15 protein-coding genes are annotated in these 21,615 nt (G+C 33.8%); 4 read left to right on the top strand and 11 right to left on the bottom strand.

Annotation, left to right across the window (positions count from 1 at the left end):
• Positions 1-41: 41 nt before the first annotated feature.
• Both C1I91_RS02095 and nifJ read left to right on the top strand, forming a co-directional pair.
• The gene (locus C1I91_RS02095; RefSeq protein WP_128211004.1) at positions 42-1,754 is read left to right on the top strand and encodes a methyl-accepting chemotaxis protein; all 1,713 of its coding nucleotides are present in this window, start codon (positions 42-44) and stop codon (positions 1,752-1,754) included.
• A 299-nt stretch (positions 1,755-2,053) separates the two neighbouring features.
• Positions 2,054-5,578 carry a pyruvate:ferredoxin (flavodoxin) oxidoreductase gene (gene nifJ / locus C1I91_RS02090; RefSeq protein ID WP_128211003.1) on the top strand — a complete coding sequence of 1,175 codons (3,525 nt, stop codon included), beginning with the start codon at positions 2,054-2,056 and terminating at the stop codon, positions 5,576-5,578.
• Between the two features lie 306 nt (positions 5,579-5,884).
• Here nifJ and C1I91_RS02085 read toward each other — a convergent pair whose 3' ends face one another.
• The 6 genes from C1I91_RS02085 to ltaE form a co-directional block, all read right to left on the bottom strand.
• Positions 5,885-6,052, bottom strand: coding sequence for a CDIF630_02480 family spore surface protein (locus C1I91_RS02085; RefSeq protein WP_128211002.1), 168 nt, complete (start codon positions 6,050-6,052; stop codon positions 5,885-5,887).
• Positions 6,053-6,645: 593 nt separating this feature from the next.
• Positions 6,646-9,402, bottom strand: a complete 2,757-nt coding sequence (locus C1I91_RS02080) for an SH3 domain-containing protein (protein WP_128211001.1) — start codon at positions 9,400-9,402, stop codon at positions 6,646-6,648.
• A gap of 207 nt (positions 9,403-9,609) precedes the next feature.
• Positions 9,610-10,626 (bottom strand): dienelactone hydrolase family protein, encoded by a 1,017-nt coding sequence (locus C1I91_RS02075; protein ID WP_128211000.1) that lies wholly within the window; start codon positions 10,624-10,626, stop codon positions 9,610-9,612.
• 382 nt (positions 10,627-11,008) lie between these two features.
• Positions 11,009-12,178: an amidase domain-containing protein gene (locus tag C1I91_RS02070; protein ID WP_128210999.1), complete on the bottom strand. Its 1,170-nt coding sequence runs from the start codon at positions 12,176-12,178 to the stop codon at positions 11,009-11,011.
• A gap of 34 nt (positions 12,179-12,212) precedes the next feature.
• On the bottom strand, positions 12,213-13,106 hold the full coding sequence (locus tag C1I91_RS02065) for a M15 family metallopeptidase (RefSeq protein WP_128210998.1): 894 nt from the start codon (positions 13,104-13,106) through the stop codon (positions 12,213-12,215).
• A 322-nt stretch (positions 13,107-13,428) separates the two neighbouring features.
• Positions 13,429-14,460: a low-specificity L-threonine aldolase gene (gene ltaE, locus C1I91_RS02060; RefSeq protein WP_128210997.1), complete on the bottom strand. Its 1,032-nt coding sequence runs from the start codon at positions 14,458-14,460 to the stop codon at positions 13,429-13,431.
• Between the two features lie 400 nt (positions 14,461-14,860).
• On the opposite strand from ltaE, the gene C1I91_RS02055 reads away from it, so the two are divergent.
• Positions 14,861-15,121, top strand: coding sequence for a thioredoxin family protein (locus tag C1I91_RS02055; protein WP_128210996.1), 261 nt, complete (start codon positions 14,861-14,863; stop codon positions 15,119-15,121).
• Positions 15,122-15,296: 175 nt separating this feature from the next.
• Here C1I91_RS02055 and C1I91_RS02050 read toward each other — a convergent pair whose 3' ends face one another.
• The 3 genes from C1I91_RS02050 to C1I91_RS02040 are packed head-to-tail and all read right to left on the bottom strand — an operon-like array spanning position 15,297 to position 18,473.
• Positions 15,297-16,388, bottom strand: coding sequence for an ABC transporter permease (locus tag C1I91_RS02050; RefSeq protein WP_128210995.1), 1,092 nt, complete (start codon positions 16,386-16,388; stop codon positions 15,297-15,299).
• A 2-nt stretch (positions 16,389-16,390) separates the two neighbouring features.
• Entirely contained in the window at positions 16,391-17,527 is a 1,137-nt protein-coding gene (locus C1I91_RS02045; protein WP_164880416.1) for an ABC transporter permease, read from the bottom strand.
• Position 17,528: 1 nt separating this feature from the next.
• A complete protein-coding gene (locus C1I91_RS02040; protein ID WP_128210993.1) occupies positions 17,529-18,473 on the bottom strand; it encodes an ABC transporter ATP-binding protein in 945 nt (314 codons plus the stop codon).
• Between the two features lie 300 nt (positions 18,474-18,773).
• On the opposite strand from C1I91_RS02040, the gene C1I91_RS02035 reads away from it, so the two are divergent.
• Positions 18,774-19,355 carry a DUF4878 domain-containing protein gene (locus C1I91_RS02035; protein ID WP_128210992.1) on the top strand — a complete coding sequence of 194 codons (582 nt, stop codon included), beginning with the start codon at positions 18,774-18,776 and terminating at the stop codon, positions 19,353-19,355.
• 293 nt (positions 19,356-19,648) lie between these two features.
• Here C1I91_RS02035 and C1I91_RS02030 read toward each other — a convergent pair whose 3' ends face one another.
• Positions 19,649-20,305, bottom strand: coding sequence for a response regulator transcription factor (locus C1I91_RS02030; protein WP_128210991.1), 657 nt, complete (start codon positions 20,303-20,305; stop codon positions 19,649-19,651).
• A 20-nt stretch (positions 20,306-20,325) separates the two neighbouring features.
• On the bottom strand, positions 20,326-21,489 hold the full coding sequence (locus C1I91_RS02025) for a sensor histidine kinase (RefSeq protein WP_128210990.1): 1,164 nt from the start codon (positions 21,487-21,489) through the stop codon (positions 20,326-20,328).
• Between the last annotated feature and the right edge of the window lie 126 nt (positions 21,490-21,615).

Genomic DNA, 21,615 nt, shown 5'->3' with positions numbered 1-21,615 from the left:
GATAAAAAATTAAACTACAAAAGAAGAATGGAGATCATACTATGAAATGGTTTAACAATTTAAAAGTTAAGACAAAGCTCATATCCGGATTCTCAATAGTTATCATATTTATGATTGCTATAACGGTAATAAGTCAAGAAAGTATCAGTAAAATTAATAAAGCATCTAGCTCTATGTATAACTCAGAGTTCCAAACCTTAAAAAACTTAGAGAAATCCAACGCCAACACGATGCATATAAGACTAGCTGTAATCAACTTGGTTGAGTCAAGAAACAAGAGCAACGTTAATGATACTACAGAAAAAATAAAAGCCTATAGAGAAGAGAATAACAAGATATTCGATGAATTCTCCAAATATGATTTAAGTTCCGAAGAAAAGTCAGAATTTTCTTTACTTCAAAGTCAGCTAAAGGATTATAGAGCTGCCTGTGACAGCATAATACAACTTGTGTCTCAAGAAAAATATGATGAGGCAGCAGCACTTAGTACAAAATCAGCTGATATAAGAAGCAAACTTACAGCAACAATTGAAAAACTGGTTGATAACATAGACCAAAGAGCTGAAGATAAAGAAAATAATAATAATAAGATATATAAAAATTCGTTAATCACTGTAATATCCATAGCAGTGGCAGCTGTTATCATAGGAATAATATTAGCTGCAGCATTGACACTTACTATAACAGGTCAAATATCAAAAATATTAAATTTTGCTCATTACTTAGGTGAAGGAGATTTATCACATTCCATGTCTATCGATAGCAAAGATGAATTTGGTAATCTAGCAGATAAATTGAACAAAGCAAAGAGTAATGTAAGAGAACTTATTTCTAAGGTAATGAATGATTCTGAAACCCTTAGTGCGTCAAGTGAAGAACTTTCTGCTTCCACTGAAGAGATTTCTTCTATGATGCAAACCATAAGTCAGTCAGCAGACGAGATAGCTAAAGGCTCTCAAAATCTAAGTGTAGTTTTTGAAACCGTAAGCTCTTCTGCTCAAGAAGTGACGGCTACCACAAACGAACTATCTAGTAGAGCTTCAAATGCATTGACATCGGTTAAAGAAATAGATAAAAGAGCAGTTTCTATAAAAGAAACAGGAGCAAAAAGCAGTAAAGAGAGTGCGAGTATCTATGAAGAGAAGAAGTCAGGCTTAATTGAGGCAATCGAAGAAGGAAAAGTAGTTGAAAAGGTAAAAATAGCTGCTGATTCTATCGGTGCTATAGCTGAGCAAACTAACCTTTTAGCTCTCAATGCAGCTATAGAAGCAGCTAGAGCTGGTGAGCAAGGCAGAGGATTTGCAATTGTTGCTGACGAAGTTAGAAAGCTTGCGGAGCAATCTTCTGAAGCAGTTGTAAGTATACAAGCTATGGTTACTCAAGTACAATCAGCCTTCAGTAAACTTTCAAAAACAGGCTATGGTATGCTGGACTACATGAACGATGTGGTAAAGCCAACTTATGAATTACTTATAAGCACTGGCGTTCAGTATGAAAAAGATGCAGCTTTTGTAAATGATATGTCTGAGGAAATAGCCGCTTCTTCTAAACAGATGAATGTGGTTATGGATCAGGTAAGTGATTCTATTCAAAATCTATCTGCTACTGCTGAGCAGTCTGCTGCAAGTTCAGAGGAAATATTGGACAACATAACTGAAGTTACAGAGTCAATTGATGATGTGACTCAAGCTGTTCAGACTCAAGCTATATTAGCTCAAAACCTTAATAACTTAGTTCAGAAGTTTAAGTTATAGTAGATTTTATATGAGCTAATTATTAATTTTAGTTTCTTGTGTAAGCTGTTTAAATTGTTGGACTTATAACTACTTAATTTAAACAACATTCTTAAACACTTCAAAGTTATAACAGTGAAATGTACTATTGTGGTTTAGAGTTGATGTGTAACTATACACTTTAATTCTTAAACCATGGTAGTATATTTTTTTCTACATATTCTGTTAATTTTTCTTCATTTTCATGAATTTCTCAATAATAATTGCAAATACTATGAAAGTACGCATAATCAGTTAGATTTTAAAAGGAGGTACTTTCTGTGACTAAAGTTATGAAAACAATGGATGGAAATCAAGCTGCTGGAGAGGCATCTTATGCCTTTACAGAAGTTGCAGCTATATATCCAATAACCCCTTCTACACCTATAGCTGAGGGGGTTGATGAATGGGCTGCACATGGTAAGAAAAACCTATTCGGGCAGCCTGTAAGAGTAGTTGAAATGCAGTCAGAAGCTGGTGCTGCTGGTGCTGTACATGGTTCTTTAGAAGCTGGAGCCTTAACTACTACATATACCGCTTCTCAAGGTCTTTTATTAATGATACCTAATCTTTATAGGGTAGCTGGTGAACTACTTCCTGGGGTATTCCATGTAACTGCTAGAGCAATAGCGACACATGCCTTATCAATATTCGGAGATCATCAAGATGTAATGGCTGTAAGACAAACAGGAGTTGCCATGCTTGCTTCTTCAAATGTTCAAGAAGTAATGGACTTAACAAATGTGGCTCACTTAGCAGCAATTAAGAGTAGAATACCTTTTGTTCATTTCTTCGATGGTTTTAGAACCTCTCATGAGTATCAAAAAATCGAGGTTATAGACTATGATGATGTGGCTAAACTAGTGGACTATGATGCTATAAAGCAATTTAGAGATAGAGCTTTAAACCCAGAACACCCAACCTTGAGAGGAACTGCTCAAAATCCTGACATATACTTTCAACAAAGGGAATCAGCTAATAAGTTCTATCAACAGGTTCCAGATATAGTTGAAAATTATATGAGGGAAATAGAAAAAATTACTGGAAGAGCTTATCACCCATTTGACTATTATGGTGATCCAGATGCCGAAAACATAATAATTGCTATGGGATCAGTTTGCGATACTATAGAAGAAACCGTAGACTACTTAAGAAAAGATGGTAAAAAGGTAGGCCTTATTAATGTTCATCTATACAGGCCATTCTGTCCTACCTACTTTATGAACACTTTACCTAAGAGTGTAAAGAAAATCGCTGTCTTAGACAGGACAAAAGAACCTGGTGCACCTGGTGAGCCATTGTATCTTGATATATGTAATATATTCTATAACAGCGACTTAAAACCTCTTATAGTAGGTGGAAGATATGGCTTAGCTTCAAAGGATACTAGACCATCACAAATACTAGCTGTATTTAAAAATCTTGAACAAGATAAACCAAAAAATAACTTTACAATAGGTATAGTTGATGATGTAACAGACACTTCTCTACCAGAAGAAGATATAATAGACACTACTCCAGAAGGAACTATAAGCTGCAAATTCTGGGGACTAGGTTCTGACGGAACAGTTGGCGCAAATAAAACTGCTGTAAAAATAATTGGTGACAATACTGATATGTACGCTCAAGCTTACTTCTCCTATGACAGTAAAAAGTCTGGTGGAAGTACTATATCACATTTAAGATTCGGAAAGAAAAAAATCAAGTCACCTTATCTTATATATAACGCAGACTATATTGCATGTCATAAAACCTCCTTTATATACAACTTTGATGTATTGAAAGGACTAAAGCCAAATGGTACCTTTGTACTTAACTGTCCATGGACTGGTAATGAATTAGACGAAAAATTACCTGCTCCACTAAAGAAGTATATAGCTGAGAATAATATAAGCTTCTATGCAATCGATGCTGTATCAATCGCTCAATCTATTGGACTTGGCGGAAGAATAAATATGATAATGCAATCTGCATTCTTCAAGTTAGCCAACGTAATACCAGTAGAACAGGCAATTGAGTTATTAAAGAAATCAGTAGAAAAAACCTATGGCAAAAAGGGTCAAAAGGTTGTTGATATGAATATTGCTGCCATTGACAAAGCAATTGATGCCCTAGTAAAAATTGATGTCCCTGAAGCTTGGAAGAATGCTACTGATAATTTAGGACCTATGAAGGAAGAGCCTGAATTTGTTAAGAAGATACAAAGACCTATGGAAAGACATGAAGGGGATGAACTTCCAGTAAGCGCCTTCAATGGAATGGAAGATGGAACCTTCCCTCTAGGCACTACTTCTTACGAAAAACGTGGCATAGCATTTATGATACCTGAGTGGCAGATAGATAAATGTATCCAATGTAATCAATGTGCATATGTATGCCCTCATGCCGTAATAAGAGCATGCCTACTAGACGAAAATGAGAAGTCAAGAGCATTAGATACCTTTGAAACCAAGAAAGCTGTAGGAAAAGGACTAGAAGGATTAGACTTCCGTATACAGATAAGTCCATTGGATTGTACTGGTTGCGGTAACTGCGCTGATATATGTCCTGCCCCAGGTAAAGCTTTAATCATGAGCCCTGCTGATGAGCAAATCAAAGCACAAGCAGAAAACTTCGAGTTTGCATTAACCCTAACAAATAAAGATAACATAATGGATAGAAAGACTGTAAAAGGCAGCCAGTTTGCAAGACCATTAATGGAATTCAACGGAGCTTGCCCAGGTTGTGGAGAAACACCATACATAAGACTTTTAACTCAATTATTTGGCGACAGAATGATGATTGCCAACGCAACTGGTTGTTCATCTATCTGGGGCGCAAGTGCTCCTTCAATAGCCTATTCAACAAATGCTCAGGGCAAAGGACCTTCATGGGGCAACTCATTGTTTGAAGATAATGCTGAGTTCGGATTTGGAATGTATTTAGCAGTAAAACAAATGAGAGAGAGAATAGCTAACCTTATGGATGAATATATAAAATCTGGAACAGATGAAGATATAAAGAGCTCCTTCACAAGTTGGCTAGAGTCAATGGAAGATGGCGATAAATCAAGAAGTGTTTCAGATAGAGTATTAGAATTAATCAATAACGAAGCTTCTAATAATGACACTATACTAAAAGAAATATTAGATAAAAAGGACTTTTTAGTAAAGAAATCTCAATGGTTAATCGGTGGAGACGGTTGGGCATACGATATAGGTTATGGTGGATTAGATCAAGTGTTATCTACTGGTGAAGATATCAATATATTTGTAATGGATACAGAAATATACTCCAATACTGGAGGTCAGTCATCTAAATCTACGCCAACTGCAGCAGTTGCAAAGTTTGCGGCTGGTGGAAAAAGAACTAGGAAAAAAGACCTTGGGCTAATGGCAATGACTTATGGTAATGTATATGTGGCTCAAATAGCTATGGGAGCTAACATGAATCAAACTATAAAGGCTATTGCTGAAGCTGAAGCTTATAATGGCCCATCACTAATAATAGCTTATGCACCTTGCATAAGCCATGGTATCAAAACTGGCATGGGAACCAGTATGGCTCAAGAAAAGAAAGCTGTAGAGTCTGGTTACTGGCATCTATACAGATACAATCCTCTTCTTAAGGAAGATGGAAAGAATCCTTTTGTTTTAGATTCAAAAGAACCAACTAAGCCATACAAAGAATTCCTTCATGGAGAAATTCGTTACTCATCCTTAATGAACGTATTCCCTGATATAGTTGATAATGTATGGGAAATAGCTGAAAAGGATGCTAGAGAAAAATATGAAAGATATAAACGTATAGCTGAACAGACATTTTAGAGAAAATCAGTTATTTCAAACCACATAGATATTCCTTGATAAAAGCAAAAGCTGTGCATAATAAGAACAATATATGTCCTTATATGCGCAGCTTTATTTAAAATATAATTTCTTGTGAAAAAGGCAATCTCCTTTTCATCATACTTTGTGAAGGCCTTACTTTAATTGCAAATTACTAAAAAATAAGTAAAACCTTCTTATGGTCCTATATAATATGTTGAACCATAAGAAGGTTAGCTTCTAATAAATTCTCTATAAAATTTTTTTATGAAAACTTATACTTGATGAATTAAATAAGGCTTTATACTACTTTTGATTTGTATCTACCCATTCCTTAGCATTTCTCACGTCTAGCTCACTAGGTATTCCAACATTAGAAACTTCTTTAGTTTCTACAGTATTGGCCCAAGCAGCTGTATCGTGTCTCTCTATAGGCTTTGCCATATCATACTCTTTATATCTATTATCAGCCATAATTATCCTCCTTTTAAGTTTATATTTTTAATAAGACGCATGAGTCTTTTTGCTACAGATAGACTCATACAATTTAGCTATTACAGCTATTGAAAGTTTTAAGTTATATATTAATTTTATATAATATATTGTTGCTAAAAATTTTTTTACTATTCATTATAGTAAAAACTAATATAAATACCATAATTACAATTGTATTCCAATAAAATTTTACTTTATAAGTAACCTCCTTTTCCCAAGGTATACAAATACATTCCATTCGTCTATTTATTATCTATTTTGTTATTTGCTTAAATGATATTAATAAATTTATTAAAGTTAAAATATAATATAGGGCTCCACTACGAAAACCTAAGATATACAGTTTAAGACTTGGAGATTATGGGGATCATTACTGCATGAATAGCTTAGTAGTGAAGTTTCACACCTAACTCTCTATTAGTAAATAGTAAAAATAAAAACTGTTCTTAGAATTATTTTTGGAATCAATCTGCTTAACTTCTTAAGTTCAACAAGGTACTTTAACTTTGCCAAAATAAAAAAAGTTACTGAAGAACAAAATCCTTCAGTAACTTTTTAGCAACTTATATTATTTAATTTATTATTCTTCTTATATGACCTATCTTATTCCAAGGTACATCAACTATTCTTACGAAGCTCCTTGAGTTTGGAGCCTCTATCCACTTACCGTCACCTATATACATTCCTACATGGCTTACATCTGAATATAGTAATAAATCTCCCGGTCTCACTTCATCTTTACTAACTTCCCTACCATCATTAACCTGATCATAAGTAGTTCTTCCTATGGTTACACCAGCTTGCTTAAAGCTCCACTGCATCAATCCAGAGCAGTCAAAGGCTCTATAGCTTCCATTAAAAAATTGGATAGGTGCCAAATTATACATTCCACTAGTAGCTTCAAATGGAAATAACTTTTTTAATTCATCTATCAGTGATCGCGTTAATATCTGACCTGCACCACCGTAAATGTAAGGAGTTCCAACTTGACTCTTCATAGCCTGAAGCACTTGTTCATAAACCTTGGTATAATTGTCACTGGTACTAGTGTTAGTTTCATTTAATATCTTAACGTATGCCTTATTAACATAACCAGTTTTTCCATTGACATTTATATTGAACCAATCCCCTGAGCTACCTATTATTTTAAAGGTTTGGTTAGGAAGTAGATATGCTACCACATAGCTGCTAGAATCACTGCTAGCCTTACTTCTCACTCTAAGATTAGTACTAACATTATAAACCATTGCTGTCTGCTCAGATATTATTGGAACCTGTGGTTGCTGAACTGCTGGCGCATTTTGAGTTGGTACATTTTGAGTAACTGTACCCTGACTTGTATTGTTATTTTGTGTGGAAGAACCAGTTTGCGAATTACTTCCAGAGGTAGCGGTAGCACTTTCTGTTACCTTTACATACTGTTTACTCACATACCCTGCTTTGCTACCATACTGAATATAATACCAATCGCCACTAACATCCTTTATTTCAAAGTTTTCTCCATTGGATAGATAACCTATTATAGCAGAACTAAGGTTAGCATTCTGTCTTACTCTTAAGCTAGTACTTACATCAATTACTTGACCCTTTATTGGCTTAGCATTAGAGGTATTACTTGAGCCTGTATTGGCACTTGAACTAACGCTAGTACTATTCTGATTAGAATTAGATGTATTAGTACTACTTGGAGTTTGTGTAGTTTCAGTTGTACCACTTATCTCTTTAACATAATCCTTATGAACATAGCCTAGCTTTCCGCTCTCGCTTATATAATACCAGTCACCATTCTTCTCTTTTATATCAAAGGTTTGTCCATTTCTTAAGTATCCTATTACTGCTGAACCTATATTAGCCCCTTGTCTCATCCTTAGGCTAGAGCTTACGTTAACTACTTGTCCTTTGGTTGATTCGTACTTAGAATCATTGTTTTGTGATTGATTATTAGTACTTGAATTATTGTCAGTAGCTGAACCACTCTTGGTGTTTGAACTTACATTAGTACTGCTAGATGTATTAGTACTACTTGAAGTTTGTGTAGTATCAGTTGTTCCACTTATCTCTTTAACATAATCCTTATGGACATAGCCTAGCTTTCCATTTTCGCTTATATAATACCAGTCACCATTCTTTTCTTTTATGTCAAAAGTTTGTCCACTTCTTAAGTATCCTATTACTGCTGAACCTATGTTAGCCCCTTGTCTCATCCTTAGGCTAGAGCTTACGTTAATTACTTGTCCTTTAGCCTGTACAGCAGCTGCTGGTAAGCTTTGAACTTGTTCAGTTTTTCCTGCAGTAACTGTAGGAACTATTACAACAGTAGTAGTGCTTGTAATCTCTTTTACATAATCTTTATGAATATACCCTATCTTCCCATTTAAACTTACTTGATACCAGTCACCTGACTTACCTTTTATATCAAAGGTTTGTCCATTGTTTAAATATGCTAATACAGAAGAATCTAAAGATGGACTTTGTCTCATTCTTAAATTGGTACTAACATTAACAACTTGTCCCTTTTCAGAAGTAGCTTGGCTTACTTGAGAGCTGTTAGCTACACTGGTTGAGTTGCCTGTAGTTGTTGAAACATTTGTAGTCGTTGAAGCATTAGAAGCTGTTGATGTACTACTTATAACAGTTCCAGAACCCTTCACTCCCATTGTTTTTTCAATTATAGAATAAATTCTTTGCCCATATGTATTTCCTGCCGTTAAGGCTTGTTCAAAAGAGCTAAAGGCTGTAGTATCATATCCCGGGTAAGCCCACTTACCACCTAGCTCTTCTAAGGTCTTAGCAGAGCCTCTTGCAACAAGATCAAATCTTGGATCAACCTTAGCATTTACTAGTTGATTAGTAGATGCATAAGCTTTTAGATGTTGAACCTGTGCCCTAAGTCCTTCTCTAACATCACTAAACTTGCAATGGCTTTGCTCCTTGCTTACTGCACCTAAACCTGCAAAGTTATTGTCCTCTGCCTGAACAATACCATTTCCATTGCCATATCTGAAATAACCAGTTTCTAAGAAGGATTGTGCTACTACAACGTCGCCTCTTACACCTTCTGTTTGAGCTTCTTCATAGGCGATATTTACAAAATCATCTATGGATACTGGTAACTTATAACCACTTATATTTAAAGCTTTAAAGTAATTTATCATTTGTGCTTTGCTTGCTTCAGAATTGCCCATAATATTATGGAAAACTATATTACTATTCTGAGAGGCTTGAACAGTTGTTTGCTCAGCGGCCTGTACATATTCAGTTGTAAATCCTATTGTAGATGCTATCGCTGAAGTAGCTAACAGCAATTGTAGTATTTTTTTTCTATTCAATTGATTATCCCCCCGAATAAGAATTGATTTCTTTTATATATGTCCCAAAATGCCATCTAGTTGAAATTTTCGGGCATATATAAAGATAACTTGGTAAAAAATGCTGAATTTAATTACTTTATAATTAATTATAACGTATAAAAAAATATTTGTGTCCTTTTTATGAAAAAAAATACTAAATTTGCCCAAAAAAATTCATATTTAATTTTAATCTCCATTAAAAAAGAAATCTTTATCAAACTTCAGCTTCTTTTTTACCTGTCTCAAACTTATCTTGTCAGCAATATTTACCTTATACAGTATATACTCAGCTAATAGTATCTCAAAGGGCAACCAACTTCCATGGGTCATAGGTAATATATATCTTACAGATCCTTTCATCTCCTTAAAAAGCGACATTCTGCTTCCTATAGGAATAACAGCATCTAGAAGAGCATCTATAAAAGTGACTCTTTCTTTATTGAGACTACCTGCATAGGATAAGGGGTCTATTTTGAAGAGCGGATGTATGTCCTCACTATTGATTATCTGTTGAAGAGACATTTTTCTTACTAAAGGTAGTTGCTTTTCATAGGTTTGAAACAATCTTTCCTTATCATATAGGTAATGTATGTCCTTATAATCTTCTTTAAACATCCTCCTTACAAACCCAGCGGCTGGAGATTGATGTATTATCTTTGGAAAATAGCCGCCAGTGGTCATAAATATGGTTTGGTCAATTCTTTTATCCAGAGATGCTACTATAGAAGAAAGCATTCCGCCTAAGCAATAACCCATTATACAATTGTTTTTTGTCCATACTTTTTTTTGCTCAAGATAATCAATGGTACTCATAACATCTACCACTGCATGCTGCCAGAACTTATACATAACTCTTATCTCTGGGTATAAAAAGCTTCTTCCACTCACTGAATCATTTTCTACTCTTGTATAATTCCCTGGAAGTACAGGTATGGAACAGTAGACACCTGCGGAAGCTAGATGAGCCCCCATCCAAAGTAGGAACTTTATATTACGACTACCAAGACCATGAAGCAGCAAGGCTGAAGCTTTCACTTCCTTTTTAGGCTCAAAATTATATACTTCAACAGTCTCTGTTCCTGCTGCTGGGAAGCTATACAAGGTTTTAAATCTAGTGTAGTTAGCTCTGTAGTTTGCACCCTTCAATATATAACCTTCCACATACTTTATAGTTTTTTTATTATAATCAAAATCTATCTTCATTATAAGATCAATCCTATTTAATCAATAATCATATATCATTTATATGATACTTCCTCCAAAATTGCTATCATGATTTATATACAGTAAAAAAGGTCGCTGAAGTAACCTTTTTGCGCATCTGCCTTTCTCAATGTATATGAGGAAAATCTGGCAGGCGAATAAGATTTCTTTTTTACTGTTTAACTTAAATACATACTCCAAAGCCTTTATATTGCTAGGTTCAGCTAAAAAAATATAATTAGTATAGACAGTAAAAAGTCGCTGAAGCGACCTTTCTTCAGTGACTTTTTACTAACTTATTAGATTTAGTTATTAAACTAAGGACATGTTTAAAAATACTGTTTAAATTAAGTGGTTATGAAAGAGCTACTGTACAAGCGTCCTAGTAATGAACCCTTACTAGCCAATATTTTATCTTCTTATCACTCCACCCTAAATCCCAAGGAACATTATTTCTATCGCTATTATGACAGGTTACTAAGGCATATCCCTTAGAGTCAGCTCCAGTGACTACTGATATGTGATTTATGTCTCCCTTTTTTTCATAAGCTACAAAGTCTCCTGGTAGTAGTTTATAAGATGCCTTATATACTCTTTCATAGCTTCCGTAGGCTATAACTGAAGCTCTTCCACTGCCAACCATATAATTTTTAAAACCATCGGCATTGAGCCAAGCTCTTGTAGCTCCACTGCTATCATATCCCCAGGCAGAATTCTTTTTAAACTTGCCTCCCTCATGTAATATCTGAGATGCAAAATTAGCGCAGTCTCCACCTTCTGGATTATAGTCTCTGTACTTTTTATTATACTTAAAACCATGTACTTCCTCACTAGCAGCTCCACAATAGGTTAATGCATAGTCTATTGCTCCTTTTCTTCTTTCATTAAGAGTAGAAAAGTCTCTGGCCTGCTGAGAAAGTATGTGAGTTTTTATTGAATCAACCTTAAGTTTTTCTAAGTCCAAGGAATCTCCAAAAGGATCCTTATACCACTCCTTGTTTATAATCCACTTCTCTCCTACCTTTACTAGATTCATAATATGATAAGTACCAATTCTAGAGCTGTTTACTACCTCTGGCTCATTCTCATAACTGTACTTGTACTCAGTAGAACAAATAAAATTGATAGACAGTTTTTTTTCATCTCCCCTTACTCTTTTTACAACTACCTTAGGAACTATTTCTATAAATTTGACACCCTGCTTTTCCTGCCAGTTATGGAGATACTGATCTTTCTTTTGCTCATACTCATAAGCCCAGGTACCATACTGAGTTTTCATATCATACAACTCTTTAACTAAGTTCATATTGCAGTCTATTATAGCCTTGTTTCTATTATTAAATATGTCTTGAACTATTGTAGTAGCCTCTTCTTTAGTGATTTTTTTAGCAGGTTCAATTACGGACGGTTCGCCCTTTTTAATAGGTTCACTTGCAGAGGGTTCGCCTTTTACTACTTTATCATTGAAGGAAAAAATAACACTGATTATTGTAATAAATGCAACAATTGTTTTTATTGCAGATCGTATTTTATGAGCTTCTTTAGTTCTCATCGCAAAACCACCTTTTAAATAAATTTTCAATGATTTATAGCGCTTTTTCGATAATATCTATGTAGTTCTTAATATTGTCATCACTTAAGGGCACTGGGCTCCACCACTGTTCTCCTTTTTGTGACTGCTTCCCGAAATATCTGGATTTCATTATGATCTCTGGCCTATACTCATAGTGAAGCACATCAAAGTGTCTCCACTTACCTCCCCAGACAAAGTTATTCTCCTCAAATATTTTAGGAATTTCTTTTGTATATCCCTTAATTCTCTTATCTCCTTGCTCCAAGGATGCCCACTGCCAGTAATCTCTAGGATCTCTATTAAGATCTATAGCTAAGCCAAAAGCATGTGGACTTAATCTTCCTGTACCAGCTATAATCCTATAATTATAGGTTCCATTAAAAGGATATATATCCGATGCTGCTTTTCCATTTACCTTGGCCAATTGATTAAGATTCTTTATAACTATGGTCAGATTGTCAGCGGCATTGTTCTGACAGTTAAATCTCATTCCTCCAGCAACGGACTTTAGATTTTTTTCTATCTGTGCCTGACCATATCCATAGACCTCATGTAATAACTCATAAACTCTCATTCTTCCAGGATCAAACTTATCAGCCACCACTTTATCTATAGATTCCAAAGGGTAAATCTGTTCCAGCATATCTTGCAAGTCAGGAGACGCAAGTTTTTGTTCGAAGCTCTTTGGTCTCTTATCATCATAAATTATCTTTTTTCCTGACTTCATCACAATATAAACATTGTCATTGCTTTTCTCCACCCCAGTTATATAGGATGGATACGCCATCATTAATATTAATAAATCCTGTTTCATAGTCTTAACATAATCATCTTGTTCCTTAGCTTGCACTTTATAAGGCATTAATAAGCAAATTATAAGCACTACCGACAGTAGCCTATTTCTCATAGTCATCATCTTCCTTACTAATATTTATTAGATGCTTTAAATATTTTTAACTAACATCATTGCAAAAATTCTTCATATAACAAAAAGTCTTAATGTTAGGTTTTTTAACATTAAGACTTTCATTTATATATTTTCCACATACTTAATTCCTATGTGTAGATATATTTACCACAAAATTTTATTTTTATTTAAGGCTATGTTTAATAATATTGTTTAAATTAAGTGGTCAAGAAGGAGATGCTATATGAGCGAGCAATTAGCGCAAGCTCATTAAAGCATCGGATGACTGACCACTTAATTTCAACCAGTACTTTAACAGAACCTATTTTAAAAAGCTCTTCATAGTTGAAACTACATAATCTACATCTTCTTTTGTAACCCAGTAGTGAGTAACAAATCTTAGCTTTCCGCCTTCTTGTCCATTTATTTTTATACTGTTATCAGCAAAATGCTTAACTATTTTATCTGATAACTCTGTTATATTCTCAAGAGTAAAGAAAACCATATTTATATCTAGAGTGTCTCTATCAACCTTTATTCCTTCTAGCTTTTCTAACTCTTCTGCTAGATATAAAGCATTTTCATGATCCTCACTTAATCTTTTAGTCATGTCCTTAAGAGCAATCATACCTGCAGCTGCTAAGAACCCAGCTTGTCTAAGTCCTCCGCCCATAAGCTTTCTCTTTTTTCTTGCTTTATCTATAAACTCCTTGCTACCTGCCAGTATAGAACCTACAGGGGCACAAAGACCTTTTGATAAACAGAACATTACAGAATCACAGTATTCAGTTATTTCCTTAGCTTCTACTTTTAAAAATGCCGCTGCATTGAAAAGTCTAGCTCCGTCAAGATGAACCTTAAGATTGCTTTCTCTAGCTATTGAGTATACAGCTTTCATATAATCTAAGTCTACTACTGATCCATTGGAGTACGCATTTTCCACACAGATTAAGGAGGTTTCAGGAAAGTGAATATCCTCTGTTCTTATAGTAGCTGCTATTTTGTCTAGGTTCATTTTTCCTTTTTCTGTTGGAAGCGCTCTTAACTGTACTCCTGCAATAACAGCTGCTGCTCCAACCTCATGAGCAACTATATGACAGTCTTCTCCTAGTATAACTTCTTCACCTCTTGTGCAGTGAGTGAAAAGTGAAAGTTGATTGCCAAAAGTTCCACTTGGAACGAAAATTGCTGCTTCCTTTCCCACAAGCTCTGCTGCATATGCTTCAAGCTCATTCATAGTAGGATCATCTCCATAAACATCATCACCTACCATAGCCTTAAACATTGCTTCTCTCATTGCCTCTGTTGGCTGTGTTACAGTATCACTTCTTAAGTCTATAAATCCTTCTCTCATATAATTTATCTCCCCAAATTTTTATTTATATTTTTGGTTATACTTATTATTATATATGGTTTTAACTTCAACTATTAATTTGCACCTGCCTGATGATTCCCCAGAACGAGGGAGCATCTTGTCCATAGCTGTAGCGCTTGTCAATAAAGTTTACATTTTCAAATTTTTCAATAAGAATTAACACTCGATTTGAGATGAAGACAGAAACCATAGAAAATATGCTAAGCATCAAGTATTTACCCTTAAATTAGCTATTCAATAAATAGCATCACTTCACTAGTATAAACTCATAAAGTCCTACATATTTAATAATAACATAGTATTGTGTTGATAAAAACTCTAACATAGAGGTATAATATAGAAAAGTTAGTAACTTAATAAAGTAAAGAGGTGATATTATATGAAACCAGTATTATTCTTTATGATGAAATCTTGTCCATACTGCAAACAGGCAATAAACTGGATGAACGAGCTTAAGGAAGAAAATCCAGCATATTCAGATATAGAAATTAAGACTATAGACGAGAACCTAGAACCAGAGGTGGCTGAGCAATACGATTATTACTATGTACCAACTTACTATATCAATGGTGAAAAGATGCATGAGGGTGTTGCTACAAAAGAAAAGATAAAGCAAGTGCTTGATACAGCATTGCTATAATACATAAGAAATCGCTAGTGACAGTTTCACTAGCGATTTCTTACTTAATATATTTCAAGGTAATCTTAAAGCTTTCTTTGCAGCAATCTCATCGGGAGTCTTTTTCACATTTACATTGTTACCCTATTTATGAGCTTATGCATGTATGAATTCACCTTGAAATTAGCACCATATTCTATGCATTTGCTATGCTCTTTGTTTTAAAGGTACCTGCTGTAAACAGTACTAATGCAAAAAGTACTACTATTAATGCATATTGTGGCTTTCCATTGTTTATAGATTGTATTGCCCAGTACTGAGGGGTGAACTTAGAAAAAGCAGTTATTGACTTAGGTAATAGTTCATATGGCATGAAACTTCCACCTAAAAAGCATGTAATAGCTGAAATTGCTTGTAGTATCACATTAATATAGCTTTCATTCTTTACTATTCTGGATACCAGTATTCCTAAGCTTAAGGATACTAAAGCTAGGCATGATAAATTGAGTATTGCTATAGGAGCTTTCATAAGCATGCTAGGAGAACTTATCAGTGAACTTAATATATAAATTACACTATAGGATACTGCTGATATTAAAAATAATGCAGTCAATATGGCACCTAAAATAACTGTTGGTTTATTTCCTGTAGTAAAACTTCTAGTTATTATATTTTGCTCCCCTAATCGAAACAACTCCATAGATATGCCAATAGAACTATACAATACAAAGCTTATTATTAAGTTAAGAATTATTGCCTCACCGATGCTGAAGTTACTTTTATCTTTGCTAACTACTGAAATCTTAGTATCTTCATAGCTTAAGTCCTTTAAGCTTACTTCTTTATTACTGTTCTTAAATTCACTTCTTAAAACCATATGATTTATAACCGTATTAGCATTTAACTGAAAGTTTCCTAAATCCTTATTACTTTCAAGCTTATAAGCAGCTATTTGAGGTTTTACACCTTTAGAAAGCTTTTCTGAAAAGTCCTCTGGTATCTCATAAAAGACACCTATATTCTTTCTCTTTAGTCTCTCTTCAGCTTTAGCTTTATCATAAACTTCTATTTTAGTGTTGGTTTTTATCTCTTTTATAAATTCACTTCCACTACTTCCTCTATCGCTATTTACTACTATAAAATCATTGTCTGTATTACCGATTATCTTGTTAAATATTAATCCAAAACCTATAACTATAAAACATGGAATAACAAAAGTTGCTAAAATTGTACTTTTACTTCTAACCATTCTTTTAAGGTTACTCTTCAGCAATATAAAAAATCTCATATCTATTCCTCCCACACTATATTTACTTTAGCAATACTTATGACTAAGAATATAACTGCTACTAAAAGCATTATCATGAGCTGATTTAAGAAACCATTACTTCCTTGTAGTATTGCTAAATTCTTATAGGAATTAAGTATCAAGGAATTAGGTGCGAAATTAGAAATCATCTTTAAGGCACTTGAGCCTGTCATATCAATGCTATAGAATACCCCACCTATCATTAGAGGTAATGCATTAAGCACTCCAATTATTGCATTACTAACCTTCTCACTTTTTACAAAGGCTATTATGAGACCTATTACCGAAGCTTGAAGTAAGCTTTGAAGTATAACTGTAACCAATATCCATGCTATAGAAGTGGTAAAAGCTATACCTAAGATTCTATTTACCAAAACATAAGCTAGGTTTATAAAGAATACTATTAGGAAGGATGAACTTAAATATCCTGCCAAGTAATTAATTTTGCTGTTAGGAGTAGAAAAGCTTCTTTTCAATATACCAACTCTTTTTTCCTTGTAAAACATCTTTACTAAGGTAAGCATTATTATTATTGATGAAAAACTAAACATTGATATAGTAAAATACTCTCTTGCTCCTAGTGACTTGTAACCTTCTATTATCTTTTCTTTTATCGAAGGTACCGCTTGAATCTCTTGAAGCTTTGCTACTAACTTTTCTTTTAACTGTTTGTTTTCTTCTGCATTTAGGCTTACTTTATCGATATCTTTGTATAATACCTTATATTGATTGATGCTGTCACTGAAGGTTTTAACAAAACCTTGCACCATATCCGTAACACTATCAGAACCAGATAATTTTTCTATCTCTATATTATTAAAAGACTTATCAATCACTACACTGCATTTGAAATCGTCCTTTGCATCACTATTTATAAAGCTTTTAACTTCTTTAGAGCTTAACATTGACTCTAAAGCCTTTCCTTCAAAAGAAGTTTTATCGTATTTAAACTCAACCTTTATAGGATCAAACTTGCTCTTTCCCTCAAAGGAATCCTGCTGCATAACTCCATATATATAGGCAGCTACCATTGGACAAATTATGAATAAAATAAATACTAGCTTACTTTTCCTAATAAAAGAAATTAAGTTTTTTCTTATCTCTGTGAAAATATTCATCTTACTTCTCCTCATCCCTAAGATTTTTACCTGTAAGTGTCAAGAATACTTCTTCTAGAGTAGGTTCCTCTATACCAATATTCTTTACTGCTACTTTATATTTAGAAATAACATCCAATATGGAGTTTATAGTAATACCTTCATTACAGATTACCTTTATCTCATCATTTATAACTTCTGTTCCTCTTATATTGGAAAGCTTCTTTATCTCATAAGCAAGTTCTTCTAACTTTCCTTGAGCTTTTATCTTAATAACCTTATCGCTGGTTACCATTCTCTTAAGCTCTTCTTTATTTCCGTAAGCCACTTCTTTTCCTAGATCTAATATGAGTATGTTGTCGCATAATAGCTCAACCTCTTCCATATAGTGAGATGTGTATATTATTGAAGTGCTATATTCCTTATTCATCTTCTTTACAACTTCAAATATATGATTTCTTGACTGTGGGTCCACCCCTACAGTAGGTTCATCCATTATTAAAACTTCTGGATGGTGCATCATAGCAGCAGCTATATTAAGTCTTCTCTTCATTCCACCGGAGTATTTCTTTACAGGATTTTTTAAGTGATCCTTAAGAGCTGATATCTCAATTGCCTCGTCAATTCTTTCTTTAAGCAGCTTCCCTCTTAGCCCATATAAACCGCCCCAGTACTCTAAGTTTTCCTTTGCATTTAAGCTTTCAAACAATGCTATCTCCTGCGGTACTAGACCTATTCTTTCTTTTGTCTTAATAGGCTCCTTAGTAATATCATTGCTGCCTATTAAAACTTGCCCCTTATCAAGCTTCAAAAGTCCAACCATTAAATTTATCAAAGTAGACTTTCCTGCTCCGTTTGGTCCAAGTAGTCCAAAAACTTCACCTTTCTTGATGTTAAAGGAAACATTATCTAAAACTAACTTATCATTAAATCTCTTTGTTATATTATTTACCTCTACTATATTCATTTTAAAATCCTCCTATATTAAACTGCTAAGTTTTATTTTATAAACTTGCTTTGTTGATTTCTTATCTATGAGTTAATTATACAAGGATATCTATTTATTACCTATTAGCCTAGGTCATCATCTTCAATGACTTAAGTCATTTGTAATAATGCTTTTTGAATTAACACTATAGCAAGTTTTATTCTTAAATCATATATAAGCCTCATTATCTTATAAATAGCGACTTACCATATTACAGTGATTTACTTATTTTGAAATTGATAATATAATTAGTAAGTATGCCAAAAAGGGGGAATATAAATGAAAAAAACTACTTACATACTATTGTCACTAACACTAATATTCACATTAATATTATCTGGATGTGGAGTTAAACCTGACGTAAACGCCAAAGCCTTCTTAGATGCACTTAAGGCTCAAGATATGTCAAAAGCATCTAGCTTCATGAAAAAAGATGGTTCTAAAGGTGAGTTTAAATACGACAGTCCTGAACAAGAAAAGATGATAAAAGCTGTTTTCTCCAAGATAGACTATAAACTTGATGAAAGCACGGTTAAGGGTGACAACGCTACAATTAAAGCAAAAATCACTTCCATAGATCTTATGAGAGTTTCAAACAAAATGATTAGTGAACTAATGCCAACATTAATGGCTCAAGCCCTTTCCGGAGACAAGCCAGATGAAAAAAAGCAAAATGAAATGATGCTTCAATACATGGTAAACTCAATAAATGACCCAAATGCGCCAAAAACTCAAACTGATGTCACTTTAGAACTTGTTAAGGATGGCAACCAGTGGTTAGTAAAACCTACAGACGATTTACTAAACGCTTTAACTGGTAACTATGATAAAATGGCTAATTCTTGGGGTAATAAAAAATAAAAACTCAATTTTACAATATTCACATGTTACATAAGACATTGTAGATTAAGGCTTTGTTATAAAGCACCATGTTGAAATTAAGTGGTCAGTCATCCGATGCTTAACCACTTAATTTCAACAATAATCTTAAACATAGCCTAGATTAAATATAATTACATAGCCAAAACGAAAAAGTTAATAATTTCTTATATAATAAAAAGATCAGGCATTCCTGATCTTTTAACATATAAACTTTTTACTTAGTTTCCTTTTAAGCCTTAAACTAACTGTTTTTAATGGCTCTTTCATCAACTCTACTTAACTAGATTATTCTTAAATGCAAATATTGCAATCTGCGTTCTATCTCTCAAGGCTAACTTTGATAATATTGTAGTTATATTATTCTTTATAGTTCCTTCAGTAAGAAACATTTTTTCTCCTATTTCTTTATTAGTCAAACCGTTGGCTATTTCCTGAATTATAATTATTTCTCTTTCAGTAAGTCCTGTTTCCTGCTGTAGCTTTTCCTTTGCTATAGCTTCACCACCGCTACTTTCCTTAACTACAAGCTTAGGTATTATATCTGGATGAACAACTATATTACCTCCAAAAGCTGCTTTAATCCCTCCGTAAATCAGATCATAAGAACTGTCCTTTAACAAGTAGCCAGAAGCTCCGTTTTTAAGGGCATCCTCTATATACTCACTGTCCTTGAAGGTAGTTAATATCAAAACCTTAATATCACTATTATGCTCTTTTATAAGTTTCGTACCTAGAACACCATCACAGTTTTCCATTCTTATATCCATAAGAACCACATCAACCTTATTTTCCTTACAAAACTCATAGGCTTTTTGTCCATCTTCACAAAGTGCCAATACTTCTATGTCCTCATAGGTTGAAAGTATTATCTTAAGCCCTTCTCTTATGAGCTTTTCATCATCTACAATAATTATCTTTATCTTATCCACCCTAATCCCTCCAGAAAAATCTATACTTCATCTAAACTCAATTTACCTTTATCCATAGTAACTGCAACTTCAAAGCCTTTGCCTTCCTCTGTAAAGAATTCTAAATGTCCTCCCCAGACAGAAATTCTTTCTTTTATACTGGAAAGTCCCACGCCTGGTACCACAGTACCGCAGCCTTTACCATTGTCCTTTAAATGAAGTCTAAGATGACTATCTAAAAAGTTCAAGAATATCCTCACTTCAGTGGCCTTTCCATGTCTAACTGAGTTAGATAAGAATTCCTGCACTATTCTATATATAACCATGGTTTGATCCGAATTAAGTCTCCAAACCTTATCTGACACTCTAAATTGTACTCTTACATCAGTAAGCTTTTCAAAGTTCTTAATCATTTCTGAAATAGCAATTACACCCTCGTATTCTTCCAATTCTCTAGGCTTCATAGCCCTTACTGCTGCTCTTACTCTCTCCATACTTTCCTTAGAAAATTCACCTAAGTTTTTAGCCATAAGAGCTGCGCTGTTTCCATCCTTCTCTGCTACCTTTTCTATTGCTCCTAACTGAATTATTATGGTAGAAAGTGCGTGGCCTACATTGTCATGAATCTCCCTTGATACCCTGCTTCTTTCTCTTAAAAGAGTTATTTCTTCTATTGTATTGGCATAAGATTCTAGTTCTTTATTTGCCTTTTTAAGTTCTTCGTCCTTCTCTCTTAATTGATCATACAAATCCTGAGCTTCTATTTTTCTAAACTGCTCAATCTTTACCTTATCCAGTATTATAAGCAATGGTACTGCAACTACAATCCAGCCCATGAACCTATTTAAATCCTCAATATACATTAAAGCAGCTATGATAGCACCATAGCACATCCAAAAGATTTTAGGAAAATTATATATTATATCAAGCAGGGTTAATACAAATATAAACTCACCAAAAAATCCTGCTAAACTATGTAAGTTGTAAGCTAATATAGTCTCTATAATTAGAGACGGAAGCATAATAAACCATTTCCTAGGGAATATAAAGTATCTAAGCTGATTATTTGCTATAAATAAAAGAAATAGAATTATGTAAAAGGAATTTATCTTATCTCCACTGTATGAAAAAGCTATCATAAACACAAATATATATATGTATCTTAAAAATATTATGGAGCTTTCTTGCTCAAATCTAGTAACCATAGTACCTCCAACAAAATTTTGTATTAAGTAGTGTTAAAGTATGCTTTTGAAATTATTAGACATCATCTATTATTGAAACTTAATACAGCTAAAGCATCAGCCATATTTTCAAAAAAATGTATTACC

Source organism: Clostridium manihotivorum, from assembly GCF_004015185.1.
GTDB lineage: Bacteria > Bacillota > Clostridia > Clostridiales > Clostridiaceae > Clostridium_AR > Clostridium_AR manihotivorum.
Note: the sequence above shows the minus strand (reverse complement) of the source record. Positions and strands in the feature narration are given on the sequence as shown.

What these genes read in the sequence shown, in the direction of transcription:
- C1I91_RS02070 (WP_128210999.1), bottom strand. Translation starts at nt 12,178, where the DNA reads ATGAGAACTAAAGAAGCTCATAAAATACGATCTGCAATAAAAACAATT.
- C1I91_RS02045 (WP_164880416.1), bottom strand. Translation starts at nt 17,527, where the DNA reads ATGAATATTTTCACAGAGATAAGAAAAAACTTAATTTCTTTTATTAGG.
- C1I91_RS02055 (WP_128210996.1), top strand. Translation starts at nt 14,861, where the DNA reads ATGAAACCAGTATTATTCTTTATGATGAAATCTTGTCCATACTGCAAA.
- ltaE (WP_128210997.1), bottom strand. Translation starts at nt 14,460, where the DNA reads ATGAGAGAAGGATTTATAGACTTAAGAAGTGATACTGTAACACAGCCA.
- C1I91_RS02025 (WP_128210990.1), bottom strand. Translation starts at nt 21,489, where the DNA reads ATGGTTACTAGATTTGAGCAAGAAAGCTCCATAATATTTTTAAGATAC.
- C1I91_RS02075 (WP_128211000.1), bottom strand. Translation starts at nt 10,626, where the DNA reads ATGAAGATAGATTTTGATTATAATAAAAAAACTATAAAGTATGTGGAA.
- C1I91_RS02085 (WP_128211002.1), bottom strand. Translation starts at nt 6,052, where the DNA reads ATGGCTGATAATAGATATAAAGAGTATGATATGGCAAAGCCTATAGAG.
- C1I91_RS02095 (WP_128211004.1), top strand. Translation starts at nt 42, where the DNA reads ATGAAATGGTTTAACAATTTAAAAGTTAAGACAAAGCTCATATCCGGA.
- C1I91_RS02040 (WP_128210993.1), bottom strand. Translation starts at nt 18,473, where the DNA reads ATGAATATAGTAGAGGTAAATAATATAACAAAGAGATTTAATGATAAG.
- C1I91_RS02050 (WP_128210995.1), bottom strand. Translation starts at nt 16,388, where the DNA reads ATGAGATTTTTTATATTGCTGAAGAGTAACCTTAAAAGAATGGTTAGA.
- C1I91_RS02065 (WP_128210998.1), bottom strand. Translation starts at nt 13,106, where the DNA reads ATGAGAAATAGGCTACTGTCGGTAGTGCTTATAATTTGCTTATTAATG.
- C1I91_RS02035 (WP_128210992.1), top strand. Translation starts at nt 18,774, where the DNA reads ATGAAAAAAACTACTTACATACTATTGTCACTAACACTAATATTCACA.